Genomic DNA, 23,458 nt, shown 5'->3' with positions numbered 1-23,458 from the left:
TCAACGGTACTCGCTCAGTCTGTGCGCAGTCCCGAGCGCACCAGTGCCGCGTGCAGGGCGATGCACTGGCTGAGGATCTCGGCCGTCGGGTCGGCAGAACCGTTGGCCTGCCTGGTCTTGCCCCGTCCACGCATCGGTGACACCACCTGCTGCACCAGCCCGATCTCGCGGTCGGCCGCGGTGCGGAAGGGACGCAGGTGGCGCGCCTCGATGCCGAAGCCGGCGAGGGCACCGGCCGCGCGGGCGACCGCCAGGTCGGGCTCGCCGAAGTGCCCCGAACGGTCGGGCCGGACCAGCCCGAAGGTCTCCAGCGCCTCGAACGTGCGCAGGTCGAGCCCGGCGGCCTCACGCAGCTCGCGGGCGGTCAGGCGCAACGTGCCCGGCAGGGAGAGCTCCGCGGCGTCCGGCACTGCCGGGTCACCGGCGACGACCGGCACCCGCGGGGTCGGCGGGCCGTCGGTGCCCGACGGCGGCTCGAGGCCGCGGTCCATGGCGTCGAGGGCCTCGCGGATGACCTTCAGCGGCCAGAACCGGTCCCGCTGGGCGCGCAGGATGTAGCGCAGGCGCCCGACGTCGGCCTCGCTGAAGGTGCGGTAGCCGGCGCCGGTGCGCTCCGGCGTCACCAGCCCCTCCGCCTCCAGGTAGCGGATCTTGGAGATGGAGACGTCCGGGAACTCCTCCTGCAGGGCGGCGAGCACCGCCCCGATCGTCATCCGCCGGGCTGCCCGGCCGGGCGCCTCGGCACTGGACTCACGCGGAGGATGCGCCCGAGCCCGCATAGAACACCAGCCGGAACTTGCCGATCTGGACCTCGTCGCCGGTATGCAGGACCACCTCGTCGATGCGCTGGCGGTTGACGTAGGTGCCGTTGAGGGACCCCACGTCGCGCACGATGAAGCTGCCCCCCTCACGACGGAAGGTCGCGTGCTTGCGGGAGACGGTGACGTCGTCGAGGAAGATGTCGGAGTCGGGGTGGCGACCCGAGCTGACCTCGTCGGCGTCGAGCAGGAAGCGTGCGCCGGTGTTCGGGCCACGCAGGACGACCAGCAGGGCGGTGCCCTCACGCAGGGCGTCGACCGTCGCCTGGTCGGCGGCGGTCAGGCCACCCTCCTCGGGCGCCCCCTCGACGTGCTCGAGGTCGCCGATCCCGGGGAACCGCATCGTCGTCGGTTCGCCGGAGCGGATCGGACGCTCCTGCTCGCTGTCAGTCATCGGGTGAGCACCTCTGTCTTTCGGGGCTGCCGGTCGGCCCAGGGTGCCCCAACCCTAGACCACAACTTGAGGATGACGGAGGGGTTTGGACAGACGGTCCAAACCCCTCCCCCGTCAGGACAGCTGGGCGCGGTAGGCCTCCACGTCGAGCAGCCCCTCGAGGGCGCCCGCGTCGGCGAGCTTGACGGCATACATCCAGCCCTGGCCGTAGGGGTCGGTGTTGACCAGCTCCGGGGAGGAGTCCAGCGCCGCGTTGACCTCGACGACCTCGCCGGCCAGGGGCGCGTAGATGTCGCTCACGGACTTGGTCGACTCGACCTCGCCGCACGCGGCGCCCGTCTCGAGGGTGTCCCCCACGGCCGGGAGGCTGACGTAGACGACGTCACCGAGCGCGTCCTGGGCGTAGGCGGTGATGCCGATGCGGACGACGCCGTCGGCCTCGGCCGCCACCCACTCGTGCTCTGCCGTGTAGCGCAGGTCGGCGGGGTAGTCCAGGTCGCTCATGGTGCTCCTTGAAGGCGTTGGCACAGCAGGGGGTTCAGGGGGAAGGGGTCACGACGACGGGGTCGGCGTCGGCACCGGGCGAGCGTAACGAGGCTCGCGCAGCGTCTGCAACGCGTCGATCCGCAGGTCCGGGGACTGGGTCACCCGGGGGGTCGCGCCGAGGCCGCGGACGGTTTCGCTGATGCCGCCCGGGATGTCCATCGCGGCCGCCATCGTCGGCGCGTCGCCGATGGCGGTGAGGGTGTAGGGCTGGGTCAGGCGGGTGCCGTCGACCTCGATGCCGTCGCCGGCGTCGGTGAACGACGTGCTCGCCACGACGCGGGCCGGGCCGATCTGCACGGCCTCGGCGCCGGCGTCGCGCAGCTCCTCGAGGGCGTCGAGCAGCACCGGCGCGGTGACCTTGTGGCCGGGGTCCTCGATGGTCATCGTGATGCCGGGACCACGCGCCGGGAGCGTGCCTGCCAGCACCCCCAGGGCGTCCAGGCGCTCGCGGGCCGCGGACAGCGCGGCCGCGCTGGAGCCGTTGACCAGCTGGTCCCGGGTGGACTGCAGCGCCCGGGCCTCGGTGTCGAGCCGCGCCTGGCTCTGGGTGACGTTGTCGAGGATGCCGACCAGGTCGCTCTGGCGCAGCGACTCCAGCCCCTGCTCCTGGGTCTGGCGCACCTGCGTGGCGATCGCGAACCCCAGCACGAGGGCCAGCAGCGCGGCGAAGGTGTTGGCGCGGGTGGCCTTGGGCCGGGCGACGGCGGCCAGCCTGCGCCAGGCGGTGTCGGCCGTCGGCGGGGGCTCGGTGACGGCGGGGGCCTCGTGGCGTCCGGGCTGCTCGCTCATGCGCGGAACAGGTGTCGGCGGATGGAGGCGACGTTGGAGAAGATCCGCAGGCCGAGGACTACCACGACACCGGTGGACAGCTGGGCGCCCACGCCGAGCTGGTCGCCCAGGAACACGATGAGGGCGGCCACGACGACGTTGGACAGGAACGACACGACGAAGACCTTGTCGTTGAAGATGCCGTCCATGACGGCGCGCACCGCGCCGAACACCGCGTCCAGGGCGGCGATCACCGCGATGGGCAGGTAGGGCTGCAGCCACAGCGGCACCGTGGGGTGCAGGAGCAGTCCGGCGAGGATGCCGGCGAGCAGGCCGAGTGCGGGGATCACGGTGCGGTCTCCGTCGTGGTCGGGGATGAGGTGCTCGAGCCTGTGCCGCTCGAGGTCGCGCCTCCCGTGGCGGGGGCGGTGCCCGCACCCTGGGGCCGGGCGAGCCGGGTGTTGAGCGAGGAGTCGCCCGGGACCCGGAGCCGGTCCCCGGGCTTGAGGTCGGCGCGGATGCCGTAGTTGTCGGTCAGCGACTGCAGGTAGCTGCCGCCGTCGGTGCCCGCGAACTCCGCCGGCAGGGAGCTGGAGTCGCCGAGGGCGGTGATGACGTAGGGCCGGGTCAGCGGCCGGTAGTCGACGAGGATCGCCTGCCCGGCGAAGCGGATCGCCGACCGGGAGGTGAGCCGCTGGCCGTTGATGGAGATCGCCTCCGCTCCGGCCGCCCAGAGCCCGTTGACCACGATCTGCAGGTCACGGGCGATGACCTTGCCCTGGTCGGCGGTCGCGTTGGTGCGCGGGTCCACGGAGTTGCCCTGGGCGTTCTTGTCGGTCTTGGCGTCGTCGATGGTCAGCGTCAGGCCCGGCCCGGTGGCGGGCACGGCCCCGGTGACGAGCTCGGTCTCGCGCAGCTGGGTGAGCAGCTGGCCCTGGCTGGCCAGCTGCAGCGACTGCGCCTGGGCCGCATCGATCTCGGCGCGCAGCCGGGCCACCCGCGCGGTCTGGGCGTCGACGTTGTGGCGGCGCGACTCGATCTCGGTGATGAGCTGCTGCTTGGCCTTGCTGGCTGCGGTGGCCGGCACGCGCAGGGACAGCGCGCCGATCACGAGCAGCGCCCCGAGCAGGATCGCCCCGACCAACAGCGTCGGGGTGCGCAGTCCGGTCGAGGCCGGCAGGCCGGCCTGGACCCGGGCGTCGGCCGCGGCGGCGTAGCCGGGGTCCAGCGGGCGCTGCATGATCTCGTTGATCAGGGACATCGAGGCGTCGACCCGGCGGGGCGGCGCGCCGACCCCGGGAGCCCCGGACGTCCCGCCGCTCATGCCCGCGCCTGCCGCAGGGACCGCAGCAGGTCACGCACCTGCACGGCATACATGATCCCGGCCACCCAGTAGAGGGCCACGCCCCACCACGCGAAGGCCCAGCCGACCGGGCGCGCCACGGCCGCGAAGGCGCTGCTGCCCTCGCCGAGCAGCAGCAGCGGGAAGGCGTAGAGCAGGTTGAAGGTGGCGGCCTTGCCGACGAAGTGCACCGGCAGCCCGATCACGCCCTGGCGGCGGACGATGAGCAGCAGCACGGTGCCGAAGACCTCGCGGGCGACGAGCACGACCACGAGCCACCAGGGGATGATCTCGCGCCAGGCCAGGCCCAGCAGCGTGGACAGGATGTAGAGCCGGTCCGCCAGCGGGTCGAGCAGCTGCCCGACCCTCGAGATCAGCCCGAACCGCCGCGCGATCTTGCCGTCGAGGTAGTCGCTGATGCCGGAGAGTGCGAGCACGGTCAGCGCCCAGCCGTCGTGGCCGCTGAGGATCAGCCACAGGAACAGCGGCACCCCGACCAGCCGCAGCATCGACAGGATGTTGGGGAGGGTGAAGACGCGGTCGCTGACGACCATCACGGGGCGTTGCGAGTGCGCCAGGTCCACCGGTTCCTCCACGTCACGAGCCTATGCGAGTCCCCCGCGGCGGCGTCAGGCGGCTCGCCGCCGACGACGAAGGCCGCCACCGGGTGGACCGGCGACGGCCTTCGTCGTACTGCGTTCCGTCGGGACGACAGGATTTGAACCTGCGACCCCTTGACCCCCAGTCAAGTGCGCTACCAAGCTGCGCCACGTCCCGGAACCGCTCGGGTGAGCGAGACGAAACCTTAGCGCACCGGTGCCCGGTGCTCCGAATCGCCCACCCTGCAGGGGTATCGCGGGTGGTCACCGAGGTGTCCACCCTGCCCCGGGCGGCTACTTGCGGCGCTTCTCGCGCACCCGCACCGAGACCTCGATCGGGGTGCCCTCGAAGCCGAACTCCTCGCGCAGGCGGCGCTCGATGAAGCGGCGGTAGCCGGCCTCGATGAAGCCGCTGGCGAACAGGACGAACCGCGGCGGCCGGGTGCTGGCCTGGGTGGCGAAGAGCACGCGGGGCTGCTTGCCACCACGCACCGGGTGCGGGTGGGCCGCCACGACCTCGCCGAGGAAGGCGTTGAGGCGGCCGGTGGGCACGCGGGTGTCCCAGGACTCCAGCGCCGTCTCCAGGGCGGGCACGAGCTTGTCCATGTGCCGGCCGGTGCGGGCCGAGACGTTGACCCGCGGCGCCCACGGGATCTGCACGAGCTCCTTCTCGATCTCGCGCTCGAGGTAGTAGCGGCGCTCCTCGTCGAGCAGGTCCCACTTGTTGTAGGCCACGACCAGGGCCCGGCCTGCGTCGATGACCTGCTGCACCACGCGGATGTCCTGCTCGGCGATGGGCTGCTCGGCGTCGATGAGCACGATCGCCACCTCGGCCTTCTCCAGCGCCGTCTGCGTGCGCAGCGAGGCGTAGAAGTCGGCGCCGCGGGTCTGGTGCACGCGACGGCGGATGCCGGCGGTGTCGACGAAGCGCCACGTCCGGCCACCCAGCTCGATCATCTCGTCGACCGGGTCGCGGGTGGTGCCGGCGACGTTGTCGACGACGACCCGCTCCTCACCCGCGAGCTTGTTGAGCATGGAGGACTTGCCCACGTTGGGGCGGCCGATCAGGGCCACGCGGCGGGGACCGCCCCGCTGGTAGGCGCCGCCGGCGGCGGAGACCTCCGGCAGGACGTCCAGGACGGCGTCGAGCACGTCACCGCTGCCGCGCCCGTGCAGGGCCGACACCGGCCACGGCTGGCCCAGACCGAAGGACCACAGCATCGCGGCGTCAGCCTCGGCGCGGATGTCGTCCACCTTGTTGGCCACGAGCACCACCGGCTTGCCCGAGCGGCGCAGCAGCTTGACCACGGCCTCGTCGGTGTCGGTGGCGCCGACGGTGGCGTCGACGACGAACATCACGACGTCGGCGAGCTCGACGGCGACCTCGGCCTGCTCGGCCACCCGCAGGTGGATGCCGGTCGCGTCGACCTCCCAGCCGCCGGTGTCGACGAGGGTGAACCGTCGCCCGGACCACTCGGCGTCGTAGGCGACGCGGTCACGGGTCACGCCGGGCACGTCCTCGACGACGGCCTCGCGGCGGCCGAGGATGCGGTTGACGAGAGTGGACTTGCCGACGTTGGGTCGGCCGACCACGGCCACGACGGGCAGCGGCCCGCCGTCGCTGTCGGCACCGGAGTCGGCGCCGTCACGCTCCAGGAGCGCGCGGTCCTCCTCGCTCAGCTCGAACTCGTCGAGCCCTGCGCGCAGGGCACGCTCGACCGAGGCGTCATCGCTCTCGATGGCGTCGATGGTCTCGGGGTGCTCGCTCACGGCAGGGTCCTCTTCATGGTGGTTCTCGGGGGTGGGGATCATCCATTGTCCCGCATCGACAGGGGTGCCTCGTCCGGCAGGGCGATCCCGGTGGTCACGCTGACCTGCGCGACGTGGTCGGCGAGGTGCCCACGCAGCTGCTCGGTGGCCACGCGGAGGCGCTCCCGGCCCGGCATACCGGCCGGGGGCTGGAGCCGGAACGGCTCACCGAACACCACCACGACCCGCGACCGCAGCGGCGGCAGGGTGCCCGTGCCGCGCCCGGAGCGGCGCGTGCCCAGGCACGCCACGGGTACGACGCGTGCCCCGGACTGCAGGGCCAGCCAGGTCGCGCCCTGCTGGACGGAGGCGACGTCGCCCCGGCCCCGGGTGCCCTCGGGGAACACGCCGACCGCTCCCCCGCGGCGCAGCACGGCCAGCGCACTGCCGAGCGCCTCGCGGTCGCCGGTGGTGCGGTCGACCGGGATCTGGGCCACGGCCTGCAGCAGCCAGCCGAGGAGGCCGGTGAACATCTCGCGCTTGACCATGAAGTGCGCCGGCCGGGGTCCGACGGAGAAGACCAGGGGGCCGTCGAGGAAGCCCAGGTGGTTGGACACGAGCACGACCGGCTCGTCTCTGGGCACCCGCCCGGCGCCGACCACCTGCACACGCCACAGGGTGTGCAGGAGCACCCGTCCGAACCGCCAACCGGCGGCGGCGCCCCGGGCCGATGGGGCGTCAGGCACGGGTGCCGACGGTAGCGGCGACGACCTCCAGCACCGCCTCGACCGACTGCTCGAAGTCCAGGTCGGAGGTGTCCACGGTGGTGACGCCCTCGGCGGCCTGCATGAACGAGGAGACGGTGGAGTCCTTGCGATCCCGGTGCACCACCTGCGCGTGGGTCGCGGCCACGGCCTCGGCCTCGTCGTGGCCGTGCAGCTCCTTGGCCCGCCGGCGCAGGCGCGCCTCCTCGCTGGCGTAGAGCAGCACCCGCACGTCGGCGTCGGGCGCGACGACCGTGGTGATGTCGCGCCCCTCGGCCACGACGCCCCCGACCCTGTCGCGGCACTCGGCAATGATCTCCCGCTGGCGACGACGCAGCTCGGCGCGCACCTCGAGGTTCGTGGCCACGGCCGAGACCTGCTCGGAGATGCGCGACTCGCGGATCGCGGCGCCGACGTCGGTGCCGCCCACGGCGACGCCGGGCGCCTGCGGCTCGGTGACCATGGTCAGCGGCAGCTCGCGCGCGGCCTGCGCCACGGCGGCCTCATCGTGCAGGTCGAGACCCCGCTCCAGGCACCACCAGGTGAGGGCGCGGAACATGGCCCCGGTGTCGAGGAAGGCCAGCCCGAGGCGGGTGGCCACGGCGCGGGAGACGCTGGACTTCCCGGAGCCGGAGGGTCCGTCGATCGCGATGACGAGGGGGGCGGAGGGCGTGCTCATTGCCCGGAGCCTATCGGTCGTACCGTGACAGGCATGGCCCTGGCCGTGTGCCTGCTGCTCGACCCGCCTGGAGACCGGGCGGTGCGCCGGCTGTGGCAGCGTATCGAGGACCAGGGCGTGCCGAGCATGGCCTCGCACACCCACCGCCACCACCTGCCGCACCTGTCGTATGCCGTGCTGCGGCGGGGTGAGCCCGAGCAGGTGTGCCAGGTGCTGGCCGGGCTGCCGCCGGGAGACCCGGTGCGCCTGCGCTTCGACGCGCTCGGCACGTTCCGGCGGGGCCGGGTGTGGCTGCTGCCGGCGCTGACCAGCGACGTGCTGCGCCGGCAGGAGCAGGTGGCCACGTCGCTCGGCGAGTTCGACCTGCACCGCGCCTACCTGCCCGGGTCGTGGGTGCCGCACTGCACCCTGGCGCCGCGGGTCCGCCTCGACCAGGTCCCCGCGGTGGCCGCGGTGGTGTTCGAGGTGCTGCCCCTGGCCACCCGGGCCTCGCGCGCGGCCCTGGTCGACAGCGGCACCGGCGAGGTGTGGCCTCTGCCCCACGTCCTGTGAGTACGCCGCGGCGGACGTCAGTCGTGCACGCGCCAGCCGAGGGCGGCCAGCGCCGCGGTCAGCGGCTCCTGCGCCGCCGGCAGCACCGACAGCTCGGCCAGACCGACCGGCTGGCCGAGGCCGTGCTCGAGGTGCAGGTCCTCCAGGTTGATCCCCGCCTCGCCGACGTCGTGCAGCAGCCGGGCCAGCGCGCCGGGCTCGTCGGGCACGACGACCGCGACCGTGGCGTAGGTCGTCGGCGCGGCACCGTGCTTGCCCGGGATCCGGGCGTGGCCGGTGTTGCCCTCGGCCACGGCGCGGGCCAGCACCGCACGGGCCCCGACTCCGCGCTCGGGGGCTCCGGGGATGACGTCGCCCGCCGTGGCGGTCCCCGGCTCACCGGCCTCGTCCCCGGCGCCGAGCGCCTCCAGTGCCCCGAGCACGCCGTCGAGGTCGGCGCGCAGCGCCAGGAGCACGGCGCGCACGGCCGGCGCGTTGGCCGCCAGGATCTGGGTCCACATCGCGGGGTCGCTCGCGGCGATGCGGGTCACGTCGCGTATGCCCTGGCCCGAGAGGGCCACGGCGCTCGCGGGCAGGTCGCGCAGCCGGCCGGCGACCAGGGACGCGGCCACCTGGGGCACGTGGGAGACCGCGGCGACCGCCGCGTCGTGCTCCTCGGGCGACATCTGGGTCACGGCCGCGCCGACCGCCTCGCCGAGCGACCGCACCGCCGCCACGGCAGGCGGGTCGGCCTGTGGCCCGGGCGCCACGACCCAGGCCCGGCCGTCGAACAGGTCCGCCTGGGCAGCGATCGCCCCCGAGCGCTCGCGGCCGGCCATCGGGTGGGACCCGACGTAGCGGCCCAGGTCGGCACCGGTCGCCGCGAGGGCGGCCAGCACCGAGCTCTTGACCGAGGCCACGTCGGTGACGACGGCGCGGGGCCAGCGCTTCAGCTCCTCGGCGACGACGCGCGCCACGACGTCTGGCGGCGCCGCTACCACGACGAGGTCCGGCTCGCTGGACACCTCCGAGGCCAGCCGCCCTGCGCCCAGGTCCCGCGCCAGCGCGGCCGCCGTCGGCGAGGCGTCCTCCAGCGCGACGCGGTAGCCGCGGGCGGTCAGCGCGAGCCCGAGGCTGGCCCCGATCAGCCCGGTCCCGACGATGCGGACGCTGCGCCCGTCCCGGTGGCCGTTCCCCGGCGCCGGGGTGGTCACTGGGCCAGGTCCCGACGCAGGGCCGCGGCGCCGCGCAGGTAGACGTGGGTGATCTCCTGACGCGTCAACGGCGTCGTCACGTGGGCCAACAGCCGGATCACCCGGGGCATGGCCCCGGCGATGTCGAGCTCCTGGGTGCACATCAGCGGCACGTCGCCCATGCCGAGCTCGCGCGCGGCCACGGCGGGGAACTCGCTGTGCACGTCGGGCGTGGCGGTGAACACGATCGAGATGACGTCGTCGGTGGTCAGGTCGTTGGCCTCCATCACGGCGGCCACCAGCTCCCGCGTGGACGAGAGCACGTGGTCGCGCTCGTCGACGTCGAGCTGGATCGCGCCGCGGACCGCGCGCACCGCGCGGACCAGGCCGGACGGCATACCGGTGTCAGTCACGGGGGCAACGGTATCCACGCGCCCGCGGCGCCCGCCGTCAGAGTCCAGCAGCTGAGTACAGCTTGCCGACCTCGTCCCGCGACAGCGCCCGGATGCGTCCCGGCTTGAGGTCGCCGAGGTGGATCGGGCCGACGTCGGTGCGCACCAGCGTGATGACCGGGTGGCCGACCGCCTCGAGCAGGCGACGCACCACGTGCTTGCGCCCCTCGTGCAGGATCACCTCGACCAGCGCCTTGCCCGGCGCCGAGTCGACCAGCTTGAACGAGTCGACCTTGACCGGGCCGTCCTCGAGGTCGATGCCGGCGCGCAGCCGCTTGCCCACGTCGCGCGCCACCGGTCCGGGCACCTGGGCGAGGTAGGTCTTGGGCACGCCGTATGCCGGGTGCTGCAGCCGGTGCGCGAGGTCGCCGTCGTTGGTCAGCAGGAGCAGGCCCTCGGTGTCGGCGTCGAGCCGCCCGACGTGGAACAGCCGCTCCTTGCGGTTCATGACGTAGTCGCCGACCGAGGGCCGGCCGAGGTCGTCGCTCATCGTGGAGACGACGCCCAGCGGCTTGTTGAACGCGAGGTAGAGGCGGGACTCGTCGAGCTGGACCCGCTCGCCGTCGACGTGCACGGTCTGGCGCACCGGGTCGACGCGGACGCCGAGCTCGGTCACGACCTGGCCGTCGACCTCGACCCGCCCGGCGGCGATGAGGTTCTCGCAGGTGCGACGGCTGCCCACGCCGGCGGCGGCGAGCAGCTTCTGCAGGCGCACGCCGTCGGGGTCGTGCACGTCGACCGGGACCGGGGTGGGGCGCTGCGGCAGGCGGGTGGGCTGGCTGGGCTTGGTGGTGCCGGAGCTGCCGCGGCGGGGTGCGCCGGAGCCACGACCGGTGCCGGGTGCCGCCTTGCGCGCGCCGCCGGTGCCCTTCGCGGCCGGGCGGCCGCCACGGCCCGCGGGGCCGCCCTTGCCGGAGCCGCCGCCCTTGCCGCCTCGGGGGGCCCCGCCACTGCGGGGTGCCTGGGGGCTCATGCGCGTCCCTGCTCTGCCAGCTCGTCCAGCACGTCGACCTCGGGTAGGTAGGGGGCCAGCGCGGGCAGCTCATCGAGGGAGCGCAGCCCGAGGCGCTGGAGGAAGTAGTCGGTGGTGCCGTAGAGGGTGGCACCGCTCTCGCCCTCGGCGCCGACCTCGGCGATGAGGCCGCGGGTGAGCAGCGTGCGCACCACCCCGTCGACGTTGACCCCGCGGACCGCGCTGACGCGTGAGCGGGAGATCGGCTGGCGGTAGGCGATGACGGCCAGGGTCTCCAGGGAGGCCTGGGTCAGCTTGGCCTGCTGCCCGTCGAGGAGGAACTTCTCCACCACGGGGGCGTACTCCGGGCGGCTGTAGACCCGCCACCCACCGGCGACGTTGCGCACGGTGAAGCCGCGGTTGCCCAGCTCGTAGTCGTCGGCCAGGGCCTGCAGGTGGCCGAGGACGTCCTCCACCGGCAGCTCCAGGGCCGAGGCCAGGGCCACCTCGCCGACGGGCTCGTCGACGACCATCAGCACGGCCTCGATCGCACCGCGTGCGCCGGCCGGGAAGTCGTTGATGTCGAACGCGATCTGCTCCTCGGCAGTCTCGTCGACCTCGGCGACGGGGGCCTCGGCGGCTGGTGCCGCGCCGGCGCTCGTCTCGCTCACAGGTGCTCTCCTTGCTCGTGCTGCGACACCGTCGCGGGCGCCGGGTCCGTGCTCAGTCTTGCGTGTCGGGGGTCGGGCCGTCACCAGCGGGGTCGTCGACGGGCTCGTCGTCCTCGTCGAACTCGTCGCTGACGCCGACCTCGCCGTCGTCGGCGCCGGTCCAGCGCACGGTCAGCTCCCCCAGCGCCTCGACCTGCTCGAAGGCGATCGCCGACTCGCGGAAGAGCTCCAGCAGCGCCAGGAAGCGCGCCACGATCACCAGGGTCGAGTCGGCGTCGGAGACCAGCGAGCGGAAGGAGACCATGCGGTCGCGCCGGAGCCGGTCGACGACCAGCGCGGCCTGCTCGCGCACGCTGACCGCGGGCGCGTGCAGGTGCTCCAGCCCCACGGTCGGCGCCACCTTGGGGGTCATCGCCCGCGCGGCGATCATGGCCAGCTGCTCGGGGGTGATCCCGATGATGAGCTCCGGCAGCAGCGCCGCGAACTGCGGCTCGAGCCCCGCCTGCCGGGCGGTCATCCGCCCGGCCTGCGCCATCTGCTGGCCGAAGGCGGCCGCGATGTCCTTGAACGCGCGGTACTGCAGCAGGCGGGCGAAGAGCAGGTCGCGGGCCTCGATGAGGGCGAGGTCCTCCTCGTCCTGGATGCTCAGCTGGGGCAGCAGCCGGGCCGCTTTGAGGTCGAGCAGGGTGGCGGCGATGAGCAGGAACTCCGAGGCCTGGGACAGGTCCCAGTCCTGGTCGGAGGCCTGGTGGGCGCGGATGTGCGCGATGAACTCGTCGGTGACCTTGGCCAGCGCGATCTCGGTGATGTCGAGCTTGTGCTTGCTGATCAGGCCGAGCAGCAGGTCGAACGGTCCCTGGAACACGTCGAGGTTGACCTGGAACGGCGTGCTGGCGCCGCGCCGGGTGAGCACCCCGCCGGGGGTGAGCTCCGCCGGGGCCGGCCCGGTGGCGTCGGTGACCGGACGGTCAGGACCGGCGGGCTCGCCGCCGCCGGCCGGCGCGTCAGGCGCTGCTGCGACCGCCGGCGAGGAGTCGAGCGTGCCGGGGGCTGAGCTCATCGAGGTCAGGCCGCCCCGCCCCGGGAGATCAGCTCGCGGGCGAGCTGGCGGTAGGACTCGGCCCCGGTGTGCGCCGAGGCGTAGGAGGTGATCGGCTCGGCGGCCAGGGTGGCGTCGGGGAACTTCACCGTGCGGCTGATGACCGTGTGGAACACCTGGTCGCCGAAGTGGTCGACCACGCTGCGCACGACCTCGCGGCTGTGCAGGGTGCGCCCGTCGTACATCGTGGCGAGGATGCCGTCGACCTGCAGGCGCGGGTTGAGCCGGTCGCAGATCTTGTCGATGGTCTCCACGAGCAGGGCGACGCCGCGCATGGCGAAGAACTCGCACTCCAGCGGGATGATCACGCCGTGCGCGGCGGTGAGCGCGTTGACCGTGAGCAGGCCCAGCGAGGGCTGGCAGTCGATGAGGATGACGTCGTACTCGTCGACGACCCCGCGCAGCACCCGGGACAGGATCTGCTCGCGGGCGACCTCGCCGACGAGCTGCACCTCGGCCGCGGAAAGGTCGATGTTGGCGGGGAGGATGTCGAGGTTGTGGGTGCGCGTCTGCTGGATGACGTCGTGCACGTCGTGACCACGCGAGATGAGCAGGTCGTAGATCGTCGTGTCGAGCTCGTGGGTGCGGATGCCCAGACCCACCGACAGCGCGCCCTGGGGGTCGAAGTCGACCAGCAGCACCTTGCGGCCGTACTCCGCCAGTGCGGCGCCCAGGTTGATCGTGGTGGTCGTCTTGCCGACGCCACCCTTCTGGTTGCACATCGCGATGATGCGCGCCGGACCGTGACCGGTCAGGGGCTGCGGCTCGGGGAAGTCCGGCATCGGGCGACCGGTGGCGTCCATCTGGCCTGCGCCGACGCGCTCCGCGCCGGGCAGCGGGCGGGGCGACCGGTCGGTCTCGGTGTCGGTGGCGTCCATCACCTCGGAAGTCACAGGTGCTCCACTCCCAGCGCCGTGGTGTCGTCGGTCAGCCTCACGCTGATCGTCATCGTCGGTCAGCATCTCGCTGATCGCGACGACCCTAGTCGGGACCGCCAACGCGCTTCAAGGCAGGGTGCGGCGTGTCGCGTCACCGTGCCCGCGGGTGGGCCTGCGCGTAGACCTCCCGCAGCTTCTGCACCGTGACCAGCGTGTAGACCTGCGTCGTGGTCACCGAGGCGTGCCCGAGCAGCTCCTGCACGACCCGCACGTCCGCCCCGCCGTCGAGCAGGTGGGTGGCGAAGGAGTGCCGCAGCGTGTGCGGGCTGACGTGGGCCGACAGGCCTGCGCGCTCGGCGACGGCGCTGATCGTCGCCCAGGCGCTCTGCCGGGACAGCCGCGCGCCGCGCTGGTTGAGGAAGACCGCGGCGGTCCCCCGTCCGTGCGCGGCCAGCGCGGGCCGGGCCCGCACCAGGTATGCCGTGACGGCCTCCCGCGCGTAGGTCCCCAGCGGGACGATGCGCTCCTTGTCGCCCTTGCCGAGCAGCCGCACCGCGCCGGCGTCGAGGTCCAGGTCGTCCAGGTCGAGGCCGACCGCCTCGCTGATGCGGGCGCCGGCGCCGTAGAGCACCTCGAGCAGCGCACGGTCGCGCAGCGAGGTGGGGGTGTCACCCAGGCTCGCGGCCTCCAGCAGCCGCTCGACCTCGTCGACGCCGATCGCCTTGGGCAGCCGCTTGGGCGGACGGGGCGGGCTGACCGCCGCCGCCGGGTCGGCGCCCACCACCCCTTCGAGGGCCAGGAACCGGTGGAACCCGCGCACGGCGACGAGGGTGCGCGCGGCCGAGGACGCCGACAGCCCGGGCCGCTCCGGGCTGCCCTCGCGCAGCGCGGCGAGGAAGTCGGTGACGTCGGCCTCGTGCACCGCCCCGGGGTCGACGATCCCGCGCCCGGCGAGGAACTCGCGGTAGCGGGCCAGGTCGCGGCGGTAGGAGGCCAGGGTGTTGTCGGCCACCCCCCGCTCGATCCGCAGGTGGTCAAGCCATCCGCGGACCGAGCGGTCCAGCGCCGTCAGGGGCGCCGGTGGGGTGGTCTGCTGCGTGGGCGCAGCGCTCAGCTGAGCACCTCGTCCAGCGACACGGCCTGCATGCCGTGCGCGTCGGCGACGGGGCCGTAGGTGACGGCTCCGTCGTAGGTGTTCAGGCCCAGCGCCAGGGCGTGGTCGGCCTTGAGGGCGTCGCGCCAGCCACGGTTGGCGAGCTCCACGGCATACGGCAGCGTCACGTTGGTGAGCGCGTAGGTGGAGGTGTGCGGCACCGCGCCGGGCATGTTGGCGACGCAGTAGAACATCGAGTTGTGGACCTGGTAGGTCGGGTCCGCGTGGGTGGTCGGACGCGAGTCCTCGAAGCAGCCACCCTGGTCGATGGAGATGTCGACGAGCACCGAGCCCGGCTTCATCCGGGAGACCTGCTCGTTGGTGATCAGCGTCGGGGCCTTGGCGCCCGGCACCAGGACGGCGCCGATGACCATGTCGGCGTCCATGATCGCCCGCTCCACCTCGTAGGCGTTGGACGCCACGGTCTGGCAGTGGCCCTGGTAGATCGCGTCGGCCTGGCGCAGGCGCGCCACGTTGCGGTCGAGCAGCAGGACCTCGGCCTGCATGCCGAGGGCGATCGCGGCGGCGTTCATGCCGGAGACACCGGCGCCGATGACGACGACCTTGGCGGCGTAGACACCGGAGACACCACCCATGAGGATGCCGCGGCCACCCTGGGCGCGCATCATCGTGTGGGCGCCGACCTGCGGGGCGAGACGGCCCGCGACCTCGGACATCGGGGCCAGCAGCGGCAGCGAGCGGTCCGGCAGCTCGACGGTCTCGTAGGCGATGCCGGTGACCTTGCGCTTGGCCAGCTCCTCGGTGAGCGGCTTGTCGGCAGCGAGGTGCAGGTACGTGAAGAGGGTCTGGCCCTCCCGCATGCGGTGGTACTCGGAGGCGATCGGCTCCTTGACCTTGAGGATCAGGTCACCGGTGCCCCACACGTCGTCCGCGGTGTCGAGGATCGTGGCGCCGGCGGCGACGTAGTCCTCGTTGAGGATGGAGGAGCCGACACCCGCGTCGGTCTCGATGTAGACGTCGTGGCCGTGCTGCACGAGCTCGTGCACGCCGGACGGCGTGATGGCCACGCGGTACTCGTGGTTCTTGACCTCGCGAGGGATTCCGATCTTCACCGGATATCAGTTCCTTTGTCTGGTGGTGCTGTAGTCGGCGTGGCCCCGTTGCCACGCCGATCGGCCGCCCGAGGGCAGCGGCTGCGAGTGTAGACCCGCAGACCCCCACCCGAAGTCGCCCAGGAAGCGGATGCCGATGAAGCTGTATGCCGACCTGCCGGGCCGCCGGGCCACCCAGCTCGCCTCCGACGTGCTGGTCGTGGCCTGGGTGGCGCTCTGGGCCCACCTCGGCCACGTGGTGCACGACGCCGTGCTGGGGCTCGCCGCTCCGGCCCGGCGGCTGGAGTCCGCCGGCGCCGGCTTCGGCCGGTCCATGGGCGACGCATCACGCACCCTGCGCCGCGTGCCGGTCGTCGGCGACCAGCTGCACTCGCCCTTCGACCGTGCCGCAGCCACGGGGAACGGGATCGCCGGCGCCGGTCGCGACCTGGGCGCGGCGGCCGCGCACCTGGCGCTGGTGCTCGGCTGGGCCACGGCACTCGTGCCGATCATCCTCGTGGCGGGGAGCTGGTTCGTCTGGCGGCTGAGGTTCGCCCGCCACGCCACTGCGGCACAGCGCCTCCTCGACTCCGACGCCGACGTGGACCTGTTCGCCCTGCGCGCGATGAGCCGGCAGCCGCTCCCCCGCCTGGCACGGGTGAGCAACGACCCCGTGGGCGCCTGGCGCTCCGGTGACCGGCACGTCATACGCGCCCTGGCGGCCATGGAGCTGAAGGAGGCCGGGCTGCGGCCGCCCCCGCTCAGTCAGACCCGACGGTGAGGACCTGCGGGACGAGGTCCTCCGCGGGCGGGGCCCACGTCGCGGCGTCGGCGTCGACCTGCTCGCCGGAGCGGATGTCCTTGACCTGGTCGCCGTGCTCCCCCGCGCCGGGGAACCACACGAACGGGATACCGCGCCGCTCGGCGAAGCGGATCTGCTTGCCGAACTTCGCCGCCGCCGGGGCGACCTCGCACGCGACGCCCCGGGAGCGCAGCGCCGCCGCGGTGCGCATGGCACCGGCCCGGCTGTCCTCGTCGTTGAGGGCGATCAGCACGACGCTGGGCGTGGACCGGCTGGCCCGCACGCTGCCCTGGGCGAGGAGCTTGCCGAGCAACCGGGACACCCCGATCGAGATGCCCACACCGGGGTAGGTCGTCTTCCCGTCGCTGGCGAGGGCGTCGTAGCGCCCGCCGGAGCAGATCGAGCCGAAGTGCTCCTGGCCGACGAGCTGGGTCTCGTAGACGGTGCCGGTGTAGTAGTCCAGCCCGCGCGCGATGCGCAGGTCGGCCACCAGCAGGCCGGGTGCGTGCTCGGCAGCGGCGCGCATCACCGCGGCCAGCTGCTCCAGGCCCTCGTCCAGGACCGGGTGCTCGACCCCGAGGGAGCGCACCTGCTCGACGAAAGTGGCGTCCGGGGTCGCGATCTCGGCCAGCTGCAGGCACGCCTTGGCCTGGGCCTCGGTGGCGCCGATCCCGACGAGCATCTCCGTGACCTTCTCGGGGCCGACCTTGTCCAGCTTGTCGACCGCACGCAGCACGCCGGTGACGTCGTCGAGGCCGAGGCCGCGGTAGAAGCCTTCGGGGATCTTGCGGTTGTTGACCTGGATCCGGAACTCCGGCACCGGCAGGCGGGAGAACGCGTCCGCGATGACCAGCGGCAGCTCCACCTCGTAGTGGAACGGCAGCTCGCCCACGTCGACGATGTCGATGTCGGCCTGGGTGAACTCGCGGTAGCGGCCTTCCTGCGGGCGCTCGCCTCGCCATACCCGCTGGATCTGGTAGCGGCGGAACGGGAAGGTGAGCCGGCCGGCGTTCTCCAGGACGTAGCGCGAGAACGGCACCGTCAGGTCGAAGTGCAGGCCCAGACCGGGGCCCTCCTCGTCGGCGTCGGCGCCGAGGCGGCGGATCGCGTAGATCTCCTTGTCGGCGTCCTCGCCCTGGCTGGACAGGCGCTCGATCGGCTCGACGGCGCGGGTCTCGATGGAGGCGAAGCCGTGGCGCTCGAACGTCTCCCGGATGACGTCGAGGAAGTGCTGCTCGACGATCCGCTCGCCGGGCAGGTACTCCGGGAAGCCGCTGATCGGCGTCACCTTGGTCTGGCTCACTGGGTCAGTCCTTGCAGGTAGGGGTTGGTCGCCCGCTCGCGGGCGATGGTGGTGGCCGGGCCGTGTCCCGGCAGGACAAGGGTGTCATCCGGCAGCGGGAGCACGACGTCACGCAGCGACCGGGTCATCGCCGCGCCGTCGCCTCCGGGCAGGTCGGTGCGCCCGATGGACCCGGCGAAGAGCACGTCGCCGGAGAGCATGGTGGTGCGCACCCCGGCCTCGTCCGCGGTGCCGTCCGGCACCTCGGGCACGCCGAACATCACCGAGCCCTCGGTGTGCCCTGGTGCGTGCAGGACGCTGACGTCCAGGCCGGCCAGGCTCAGGCGCTGGCCACCGGCGAGGTCGACGACCTCACTCGGCTCCTGCCATGTCGCGGCCGGGCCGAACTGCTGCTGCAGCATCGCCAGCAGCTCGGGCGCGAGCATGGCCAGCGGGTCCTTGAGCCGGTAGTGGTCGTCGGCATGGATGTATGCCGCGACGCCGCCGGCCGCGCACACCGGCGTCACCGAGCTGACGTGGTCGATGTGGCCGTGGGTGAGCACCACCGCGGCCGGGCGCAGCCGGTGCTGGCGCAGCACCTCGGCGAGCCGGTCCTCGACCCCGATGCCGGGGTCCACGATGAGGCACTCCTCGCCCGCGGCGGGTGCGAGGACGTAGCAGTTGGTGGCGAAAGCCGCTGCGGGGAATCCGACGGTCAGCACGCAGCCGAGCCTAACCGTCACGGAGTCGTGACCACGCACCGCCGCCCGTGCGGGGACCGGTGCCTAGACTGACCGGGCCCGGGCCCTCGCGGCCCCTTACCGACCTCCCGAGGAGCTCACCCGTGTCGCCGAAAGCCCGCGACCGCGCCCGCGCCAAGCGCCGGGCCGAGAAGCGCCAGGCCGTGTTCGAGCAGCGTGCCGCCGAGCGCGCCCGCAACCGCCAGGTCGTGGCCGTCGTCCTCGCCGTGCTGCTCGTCGTCGGTGGCCTGGTCGGTGCCAGCTACGCGGTGAACCGCGGCAAGGACACGGCCACTCCGGCCGCCTCGAACCCGTCCGCGTCGCCGAGTCCTTCGGCCACCCGGACGCTGCCGCCGAAGTCGCTGGCCGCGGGCAAGACCTTTGTCGCGACGATCACGACCAACCGCGGCCCGATCACGGTCCAGCTCGACGGGACCAGGGCGCCGCAGACCGTGGCGTCGTTCCTGCAGCTCGCCGGTGACGGCTACTGGGCCAACAGCCGCTGCCACCGCCTCACCACCGCCGGCATCTTCGTCCTGCAGTGCGGCGACCCGACGGGCACCGGGAACGGCAACCCCGGCTACGGCTACGGCATCGAGAACGCGCCCAAGGACGGTAAGTACCCCACCGGCACCCTGGCGATGGCGCGCACGTCGGACCCCAGCTCCAACGGCGGGCAGTTCTTCATCGTGTACAAGGACACCCAGCTCCCCACGGACGGCGGCGGCTACACGATCTTCGGCACGGTGACCTCCGGACTCGATATCGTCAAGAAGACCGCCGCTGCCGGGGTCCAGGGTGGCCAGACCGACGGGCCCCCGGCGCAGCCGATCAGCATCCAGAAGGTTGTCGTCACCGAGAAGAAGGCCTGAGACCGTGTCACAGCAGTCCGACCACACCGAGCGCCCCGCCAGCCCCGCCGGCATGCCGAGCCCGGCCAGCCTCGCCGGCACCCGGCGCCCCGCCGCACCGGCCACGTTCGGCCGCGTCGCGGAGGACGGCACGGTCTTCGTCCGCACGTCCGACGGTGAGCGCGAGGTCGGCTCCTACCCCGGCGCGACGCCCGAGGAGGCGCTGGCCTACTTCACCCGCAAGTACGACGAGCTGCTCGCCTCGGCGGAGCTGCTGCTGCAGCGGGTCACCCAGACCGACCTGCCCGCCAAGGAGGCCGTCGACGGCCTGGCCCGGCTGCGCGAGCACGTCGCCGAGGCCAACGTGGTCGGCGACCTGAGCCTCATCGAGGCCAAGGTCGCCGAGATCGCCACGGCCACCGAGGCCCGCAAGCAGGTCGAGGGCGCCCAGCGCAGCGCGGCCCGCGAGAAGAGCAAGGCCCGGCGCGAGGAGATCGTGGCCGAGGCCGAGCGCATCGCAGGCCAGCCCCCGGCCTCGGTGCAGTGGAAGACCAGCGGCGCCCGCATGCGTGAGCTGCTCGAGGAGTGGAAGGCCGAGCAGCGCGCCGGCGCCCGCCTCGACCGCGAGACCGAGACCGCGCTGTGGCAGCGGTTCAGTGCCGCCCGCAACGGCTTCGACAAGGCGCGCCGGGTCCACTTCGCCCAGCTCGACGCGACCCAGGGTGAGGCCAAGGCCGCCAAGGAGGCGCTGGTCAAGGAGGCCGAGGCCCTCTCCGGCAGCACCGACTGGGGCCCGACGGCGACCGCCTACAAGCGCCTCATGGACCGCTGGCGCCAGGCTGGCCGGGCCTCCCGCGCCGACGACGACGCCCTCTGGGCCCGGTTCAAGGCCGCGCAGGACGCCTTCTTCCACGCCAAGGACGAGGTCGCGGCCGTCGAGAACGAGGAGTTCAAGGCCAACCTCGTGGTCAAGGAGGCCCTGCTCGTCGAGGCCGAGGCGATCCTGCCGGTGACCGACATCGACGCGGCCAAGGCGGCCCTGCGCGCGGTCCAGGAGAAGTGGGACCGGGCCGGCAAGGTGCCGCGCGCCGACATGGAGCGAATCGAGAAGGGCCTGCGCCGGGTCGAGCAGGCGGTCCGCGAGGCCGACGAGAAGCGTTGGGCCGCAACCAACCCCGAGGTCGCCGCCCGCGCCCAGAGCCTGGTGGACCAGCTCGAGGCCGCCGTGCAGGGCCTGCGCGAGGACCTCGCGAAGGCCAGGGAGTCCGGCAACGCCCGCAAGGTCGCCGACGCCGAGGCGGCGCTCGCCGCGCGCGAGCAGTGGCTCGAGCAGGCCCGCGCCGGGGTCCAGGAGTTCAGCGGCTGAGGCCACTCCCCCGCCGCGCCGGTATGCCGTTCCCCTCACCGTGAGGGGCACGGCATACCCGTGTCTCGGGCGTGCACGCCGGGGTGCCCCGGTTCGGAAATCCCTGTGCACCAACGGCGCACGCCCGACAGGATGACGCCGTGACCGACGAGACCCCGACTCCCACCCTGGCCGAGCGCGCGCGGGCGGCCCAGCCGGGCATCACCCGCTGGCTGCCGTTGCGCCTGCCCCTCACCCCGGAGCAGGAGCTGCGCGAGCTCGCCGACGTGCTCGCGGGTCTGGGCGACGACGCGAAGTGGGACTTCTACGGCGCCCGCGGGACGGTGGCCCTGCTCGAGAGCCGGTTGGCCGAGCTGCTGGGCAAGCCGGCGGTGGCGTTCTTCCCCAGCGGGGTCATGGCCCAGCAGTCGATGCTGCGGGTCTGGTGCGACCGGCAGGGCTCGCGGCGGGTGGCCATCCCCGCGCTGTCGCACCTGCTCCACCACGAGGACGACGGCCCGCGGCTGCTGCACGGCTTCGACTTCCGGATGCTGACCGAGGGCGCGCAGGTGCCCGGTGTGGACGACCTCGCCGCGATCCCGGGGCAGCTCGGCGCGGTGCTGCTGGAGCTGCCCCTGCGCGACGCGGGCTACCTGCTGCCCTCGTGGGAGGACCTCGAGGGGTTCTCGGCGGCCTGCCGCGAGCGTGGGGTCCCACTGCACCTGGACGGTGCCCGGCTGTGGGAGTCCACGCCCCACTTCGGCCGGTCGCTGGCGGAGGTCGCCGGGCTGGCCGACAGCGTCTACGTCTCGTTCTACAAGGGCCTCGGCGGGCTCGCCGGTGCCGCGCTGGCCGGCCCCGAGGACGAGATCGAGCAGGCCCGCACCTGGCGGACCCGGCACGGGGGCACGCTGTTCACGCTCATGCCGTATGCCGTGGCGGCGCTGCGTGGCCTCGAGCAGCAGCTGCCCCGGATGGCCGAGTTCCACGAGCGCGCGCAGGAGATGGCCAAGCTCCTGCCGGAGCGGGGCATGCGGGTCCTGCCGGAGGAGCCGCACACCAACGCGTTCCGGATCTTCGTCGAGGCGCCGGCCGCGACGCTGAACGAGCGCCTGGTGACCGCGATGGAGCAGGACCACGTCATGGCGTCGGCGACGTGGGACGCCAGCGAGGTGCCGGGCTGGTCGTGGACCGAGTTCACCGTCGGCCCGTCCACGATGGAGTGGACCGCCGCCGAGGCCGTTGATGCGTTGGCGCGGATCTTCGTGGACTGACCTGCCATGACACGTCGGCCGACGGCAGCGCGGCCGACGGCAACGCCTGCGCGCTACTGCTGCTTGACCGGCGCCTTGCCCCCGGTGATCCGGTAGACGTCGAAGACGCCGTCGATCTTGCGGACCGCCTTGATGACGTGGTCGAGGTGGCCGGGGTCGCCCATCTCGAAGGTGAACTTGCTCATCGCCACGCGGTCACGGGTCGTCTGCACGCTCGCCGACAGGATGTTGACGTGGTGGTCCGAGAGCACCCGGGTCACGTCGGAGAGCAGCCGGTTGCGGTCGAGCGCCTCGACCTGCAGCTGGACGAGGAACACGCTGCCGGCGGACGGGGCCCACTCGACGTCGATCAGCCGGTCCGGCTGGGCGAGGAGCGACTCGGCGTTGGTGCAGTCGGCACGGTGCACCGACACGCCGCTCCCCCGGGTGACGAAGCCGATGATCGGGTCGCCGGGCACGGGGGTGCAGCACCGGGCCAGCTTGACCCAGACGTCGGCCGTGCCGACGACCACGACACCGGGGTCGCCAGTGCGGCGACGCACCCCGCGGGTCGGCATGGTCGCCTCGGCGAGGTCCTCGCTGGCGCCCTCCTCCCCGCCGAGGGAGGCCACGAGCCGGCCGACCACGTGCTGGGCGCTGACGTGCCCCTCGCCCACGGCGGCATACAGGGCGGAGATGTCGGCGTAGCGCAGCTCGCCGGCCAGGCCGGCCAGGGACTCGTGGGACATGAGGCGCTGCAGCGGCAGGCCCTGCTTGCGCATCGCCTTGGCGATCGCGTCCTTGCCCTGCTCGATCGCCTCCTCGCGGCGCTCCTTGGAGAACCACTGGCGGATCTTGTTGCGGGCACGCGGGCTCTTGACGAAGGTCAGCCAGTCGCGCGAGGGCCCGGCGCCGTCGGCCTTGGAGGTGAGCACCTCGACGACGTCGCCGTTCTCCAGAGGGCTCTCCAGCGGCACCAGCCGGCCGTTGACCCGGCCGCCGATGCAGTGGTGGCCGACCTCGGTGTGCACCGCGTAGGCGAAGTCGACCGGGGTCGAGCCGGCCGGCAGCGCGATGACCTCGCCCTTGGGCGTGAAGACGTAGACCTCGCGGGCGTTGATCTCGAACCGCAGCGAGTCCAGGAACTCCCCCGGGTCGGAGGTCTCCCGCTGCCACTCCAGCAGCTGGCGCAGCCACGCCATGTCGCTGATCGGCCCGGTCTCGCCGTCCTTGGGCTGGGCCTGGGCGCCGCCCGGCGCGTCCTCCTTGTACTTCCAGTGCGCCGCGACGCCGTACTCCGCGCGTCGGTGCATGGTGTGCGTGCGGATCTGGATCTCGACCGGCTTGCCCTCGGGCCCGATGACCGTCGTGTGCAACGACTGGTACATGTTGAACTTGGGCATCGCGATGTAGTCCTTGAACCGCCCCGGCACCGGGTTCCACCGGGCGTGCAGCGCGCCCAGCGCCGCGTAGCAGTCGCGGACCGTGTCGACCAGCACCCGCACCGCGACGAGGTCGTAGATCTCCTCGAAGTCGCGGCCGCGC

General features: G+C 73.1%; 26 protein-coding genes and 1 tRNA gene. 5 read left to right on the top strand and 22 right to left on the bottom strand.

The annotated features are described in order from the left end of the window. Positions 1 to 14: 14 nt before the first annotated feature. The 11 genes from ftsR to cmk form a co-directional block, all read right to left on the bottom strand. Entirely contained in the window at positions 15 to 713 is a 699-nt protein-coding gene (ftsR, locus tag ACXVGS_RS13415; RefSeq protein WP_458529999.1) for a transcriptional regulator FtsR, read from the bottom strand. A gap of 37 nt (positions 714 to 750) precedes the next feature. Then, on the bottom strand, positions 751 to 1,212 hold the full coding sequence (locus ACXVGS_RS13410) for an FHA domain-containing protein (RefSeq protein ID WP_141788268.1): 462 nt from the start codon (positions 1,210 to 1,212) through the stop codon (positions 751 to 753). A gap of 114 nt (positions 1,213 to 1,326) precedes the next feature. Further along, the gene (gene gcvH, locus ACXVGS_RS13405; protein WP_458529998.1) at positions 1,327 to 1,716 is read right to left on the bottom strand and encodes a glycine cleavage system protein GcvH; all 390 of its coding nucleotides are present in this window, start codon (positions 1,714 to 1,716) and stop codon (positions 1,327 to 1,329) included. A 48-nt stretch (positions 1,717 to 1,764) separates the two neighbouring features. After that, positions 1,765 to 2,547: a DUF881 domain-containing protein gene (locus ACXVGS_RS13400; protein WP_458529997.1), complete on the bottom strand. Its 783-nt coding sequence runs from the start codon at positions 2,545 to 2,547 to the stop codon at positions 1,765 to 1,767. Beyond that, positions 2,544 to 2,876, bottom strand: coding sequence for a small basic family protein (locus ACXVGS_RS13395; RefSeq protein WP_141788271.1), 333 nt, complete (start codon positions 2,874 to 2,876; stop codon positions 2,544 to 2,546). The genes ACXVGS_RS13400 and ACXVGS_RS13395 overlap by 4 nt, the downstream gene beginning before the upstream one ends. Then, entirely contained in the window at positions 2,873 to 3,850 is a 978-nt protein-coding gene (locus ACXVGS_RS13390; protein ID WP_458529996.1) for a DUF881 domain-containing protein, read from the bottom strand. Before ACXVGS_RS13390 ends, ACXVGS_RS13395 begins: the two co-directional genes overlap by 4 nt. After that, the gene (locus ACXVGS_RS13385; protein ID WP_458530005.1) at positions 3,847 to 4,422 is read right to left on the bottom strand and encodes a CDP-alcohol phosphatidyltransferase family protein; all 576 of its coding nucleotides are present in this window, start codon (positions 4,420 to 4,422) and stop codon (positions 3,847 to 3,849) included. The genes ACXVGS_RS13390 and ACXVGS_RS13385 overlap by 4 nt, the downstream gene beginning before the upstream one ends. A 149-nt stretch (positions 4,423 to 4,571) precedes the next feature. After that, positions 4,572 to 4,645, bottom strand: a tRNA-Pro gene (locus ACXVGS_RS13380). 116 nt (positions 4,646 to 4,761) lie between these two features. Then, positions 4,762 to 6,279 (bottom strand): ribosome biogenesis GTPase Der, encoded by a 1,518-nt coding sequence (der, locus tag ACXVGS_RS13375; protein WP_458529995.1) that lies wholly within the window; start codon positions 6,277 to 6,279, stop codon positions 4,762 to 4,764. Continuing rightward, positions 6,276 to 6,962: a lysophospholipid acyltransferase family protein gene (locus ACXVGS_RS13370; protein ID WP_458537047.1), complete on the bottom strand. Its 687-nt coding sequence runs from the start codon at positions 6,960 to 6,962 to the stop codon at positions 6,276 to 6,278. The genes der and ACXVGS_RS13370 overlap by 4 nt, the downstream gene beginning before the upstream one ends. Further along, complete coding sequence (gene cmk / locus ACXVGS_RS13365) at positions 6,955 to 7,659, bottom strand: (d)CMP kinase (protein ID WP_458537046.1); 705 nt, start codon at positions 7,657 to 7,659, stop codon at positions 6,955 to 6,957. The genes ACXVGS_RS13370 and cmk overlap by 8 nt, the downstream gene beginning before the upstream one ends. Before the next feature lie 33 nt (positions 7,660 to 7,692). Here cmk and ACXVGS_RS13360 point away from each other — a divergent pair, with 33 nt between their 5' ends. Beyond that, positions 7,693 to 8,211, top strand: a complete 519-nt coding sequence (locus ACXVGS_RS13360; RefSeq protein ID WP_458529992.1) for a 2'-5' RNA ligase family protein — start codon at positions 7,693 to 7,695, stop codon at positions 8,209 to 8,211. 17 nt (positions 8,212 to 8,228) lie between these two features. Here ACXVGS_RS13360 and ACXVGS_RS13355 read toward each other — a convergent pair whose 3' ends face one another. From ACXVGS_RS13355 to ald, 8 genes are all read right to left on the bottom strand, one after another. Then, positions 8,229 to 9,404, bottom strand: a complete 1,176-nt coding sequence (locus ACXVGS_RS13355) for a prephenate dehydrogenase (RefSeq protein WP_458529991.1) — start codon at positions 9,402 to 9,404, stop codon at positions 8,229 to 8,231. Further along, positions 9,401 to 9,796, bottom strand: coding sequence for a chorismate mutase (gene aroH, locus ACXVGS_RS13350; RefSeq protein ID WP_458529990.1), 396 nt, complete (start codon positions 9,794 to 9,796; stop codon positions 9,401 to 9,403). The genes ACXVGS_RS13355 and aroH overlap by 4 nt, the downstream gene beginning before the upstream one ends. A 37-nt stretch (positions 9,797 to 9,833) precedes the next feature. After that, positions 9,834 to 10,808 carry a pseudouridine synthase gene (locus ACXVGS_RS13345; protein WP_458529989.1) on the bottom strand — a complete coding sequence of 325 codons (975 nt, stop codon included), beginning with the start codon at positions 10,806 to 10,808 and terminating at the stop codon, positions 9,834 to 9,836. After that, the gene (gene scpB / locus ACXVGS_RS13340) at positions 10,805 to 11,458 is read right to left on the bottom strand and encodes an SMC-Scp complex subunit ScpB (protein ID WP_458529988.1); all 654 of its coding nucleotides are present in this window, start codon (positions 11,456 to 11,458) and stop codon (positions 10,805 to 10,807) included. The genes ACXVGS_RS13345 and scpB overlap by 4 nt, the downstream gene beginning before the upstream one ends. A 52-nt stretch (positions 11,459 to 11,510) precedes the next feature. Beyond that, a complete protein-coding gene (locus ACXVGS_RS13335) occupies positions 11,511 to 12,518 on the bottom strand; it encodes a segregation and condensation protein A (RefSeq protein ID WP_458529987.1) in 1,008 nt (335 codons plus the stop codon). A gap of 5 nt (positions 12,519 to 12,523) precedes the next feature. Beyond that, positions 12,524 to 13,435 (bottom strand): ParA family protein, encoded by a 912-nt coding sequence (locus tag ACXVGS_RS13330; RefSeq protein WP_458530004.1) that lies wholly within the window; start codon positions 13,433 to 13,435, stop codon positions 12,524 to 12,526. 151 nt (positions 13,436 to 13,586) lie between these two features. Continuing rightward, complete coding sequence (gene xerD, locus ACXVGS_RS13325) at positions 13,587 to 14,507, bottom strand: site-specific tyrosine recombinase XerD (protein WP_458534125.1); 921 nt, start codon at positions 14,505 to 14,507, stop codon at positions 13,587 to 13,589. A 38-nt stretch (positions 14,508 to 14,545) separates the two neighbouring features. Continuing rightward, a complete protein-coding gene (ald, locus tag ACXVGS_RS13320; protein ID WP_331115945.1) occupies positions 14,546 to 15,661 on the bottom strand; it encodes an alanine dehydrogenase in 1,116 nt (371 codons plus the stop codon). Positions 15,662 to 15,797: 136 nt separating this feature from the next. Between ald and ACXVGS_RS13315 the strand changes: the two genes are divergently transcribed. Continuing rightward, the gene (locus tag ACXVGS_RS13315) at positions 15,798 to 16,421 is read left to right on the top strand and encodes a hypothetical protein (RefSeq protein WP_458529986.1); all 624 of its coding nucleotides are present in this window, start codon (positions 15,798 to 15,800) and stop codon (positions 16,419 to 16,421) included. Here ACXVGS_RS13315 and hisS read toward each other — a convergent pair. Continuing rightward, a complete protein-coding gene (gene hisS, locus ACXVGS_RS13310) occupies positions 16,402 to 17,745 on the bottom strand; it encodes a histidine--tRNA ligase (protein WP_458534116.1) in 1,344 nt (447 codons plus the stop codon). The genes ACXVGS_RS13315 and hisS overlap by 20 nt on opposite strands. Beyond that, the gene (locus ACXVGS_RS13305) at positions 17,742 to 18,446 is read right to left on the bottom strand and encodes an MBL fold metallo-hydrolase (protein WP_458529984.1); all 705 of its coding nucleotides are present in this window, start codon (positions 18,444 to 18,446) and stop codon (positions 17,742 to 17,744) included. Before ACXVGS_RS13305 ends, hisS begins: the two co-directional genes overlap by 4 nt. A gap of 122 nt (positions 18,447 to 18,568) precedes the next feature. On the opposite strand from ACXVGS_RS13305, the gene ACXVGS_RS13300 reads away from it, so the two are divergent. From ACXVGS_RS13300 to ACXVGS_RS13290, 3 genes are all read left to right on the top strand, one after another. Continuing rightward, positions 18,569 to 19,336, top strand: coding sequence for a peptidylprolyl isomerase (locus ACXVGS_RS13300; RefSeq protein WP_458537045.1), 768 nt, complete (start codon positions 18,569 to 18,571; stop codon positions 19,334 to 19,336). Positions 19,337 to 19,340: 4 nt separating this feature from the next. Next, entirely contained in the window at positions 19,341 to 20,681 is a 1,341-nt protein-coding gene (locus ACXVGS_RS13295) for a DUF349 domain-containing protein (protein WP_458529982.1), read from the top strand. A 140-nt stretch (positions 20,682 to 20,821) separates the two neighbouring features. Beyond that, positions 20,822 to 21,934, top strand: coding sequence for a threonine aldolase family protein (locus ACXVGS_RS13290; RefSeq protein WP_458529981.1), 1,113 nt, complete (start codon positions 20,822 to 20,824; stop codon positions 21,932 to 21,934). 53 nt (positions 21,935 to 21,987) lie between these two features. On the opposite strand, the gene ACXVGS_RS13285 is transcribed toward ACXVGS_RS13290, so the two are convergent. Further along, positions 21,988 to 23,458, bottom strand: a 1,471-nt coding sequence (locus tag ACXVGS_RS13285; protein WP_458537044.1) for a RelA/SpoT family protein, incomplete at its 5' end; no start/stop codon positions are given.

It is taken from the genome of Oryzihumus sp., assembly GCF_054325275.1.
Note: the sequence above shows the minus strand (reverse complement) of the source record. Positions and strands in the feature narration are given on the sequence as shown.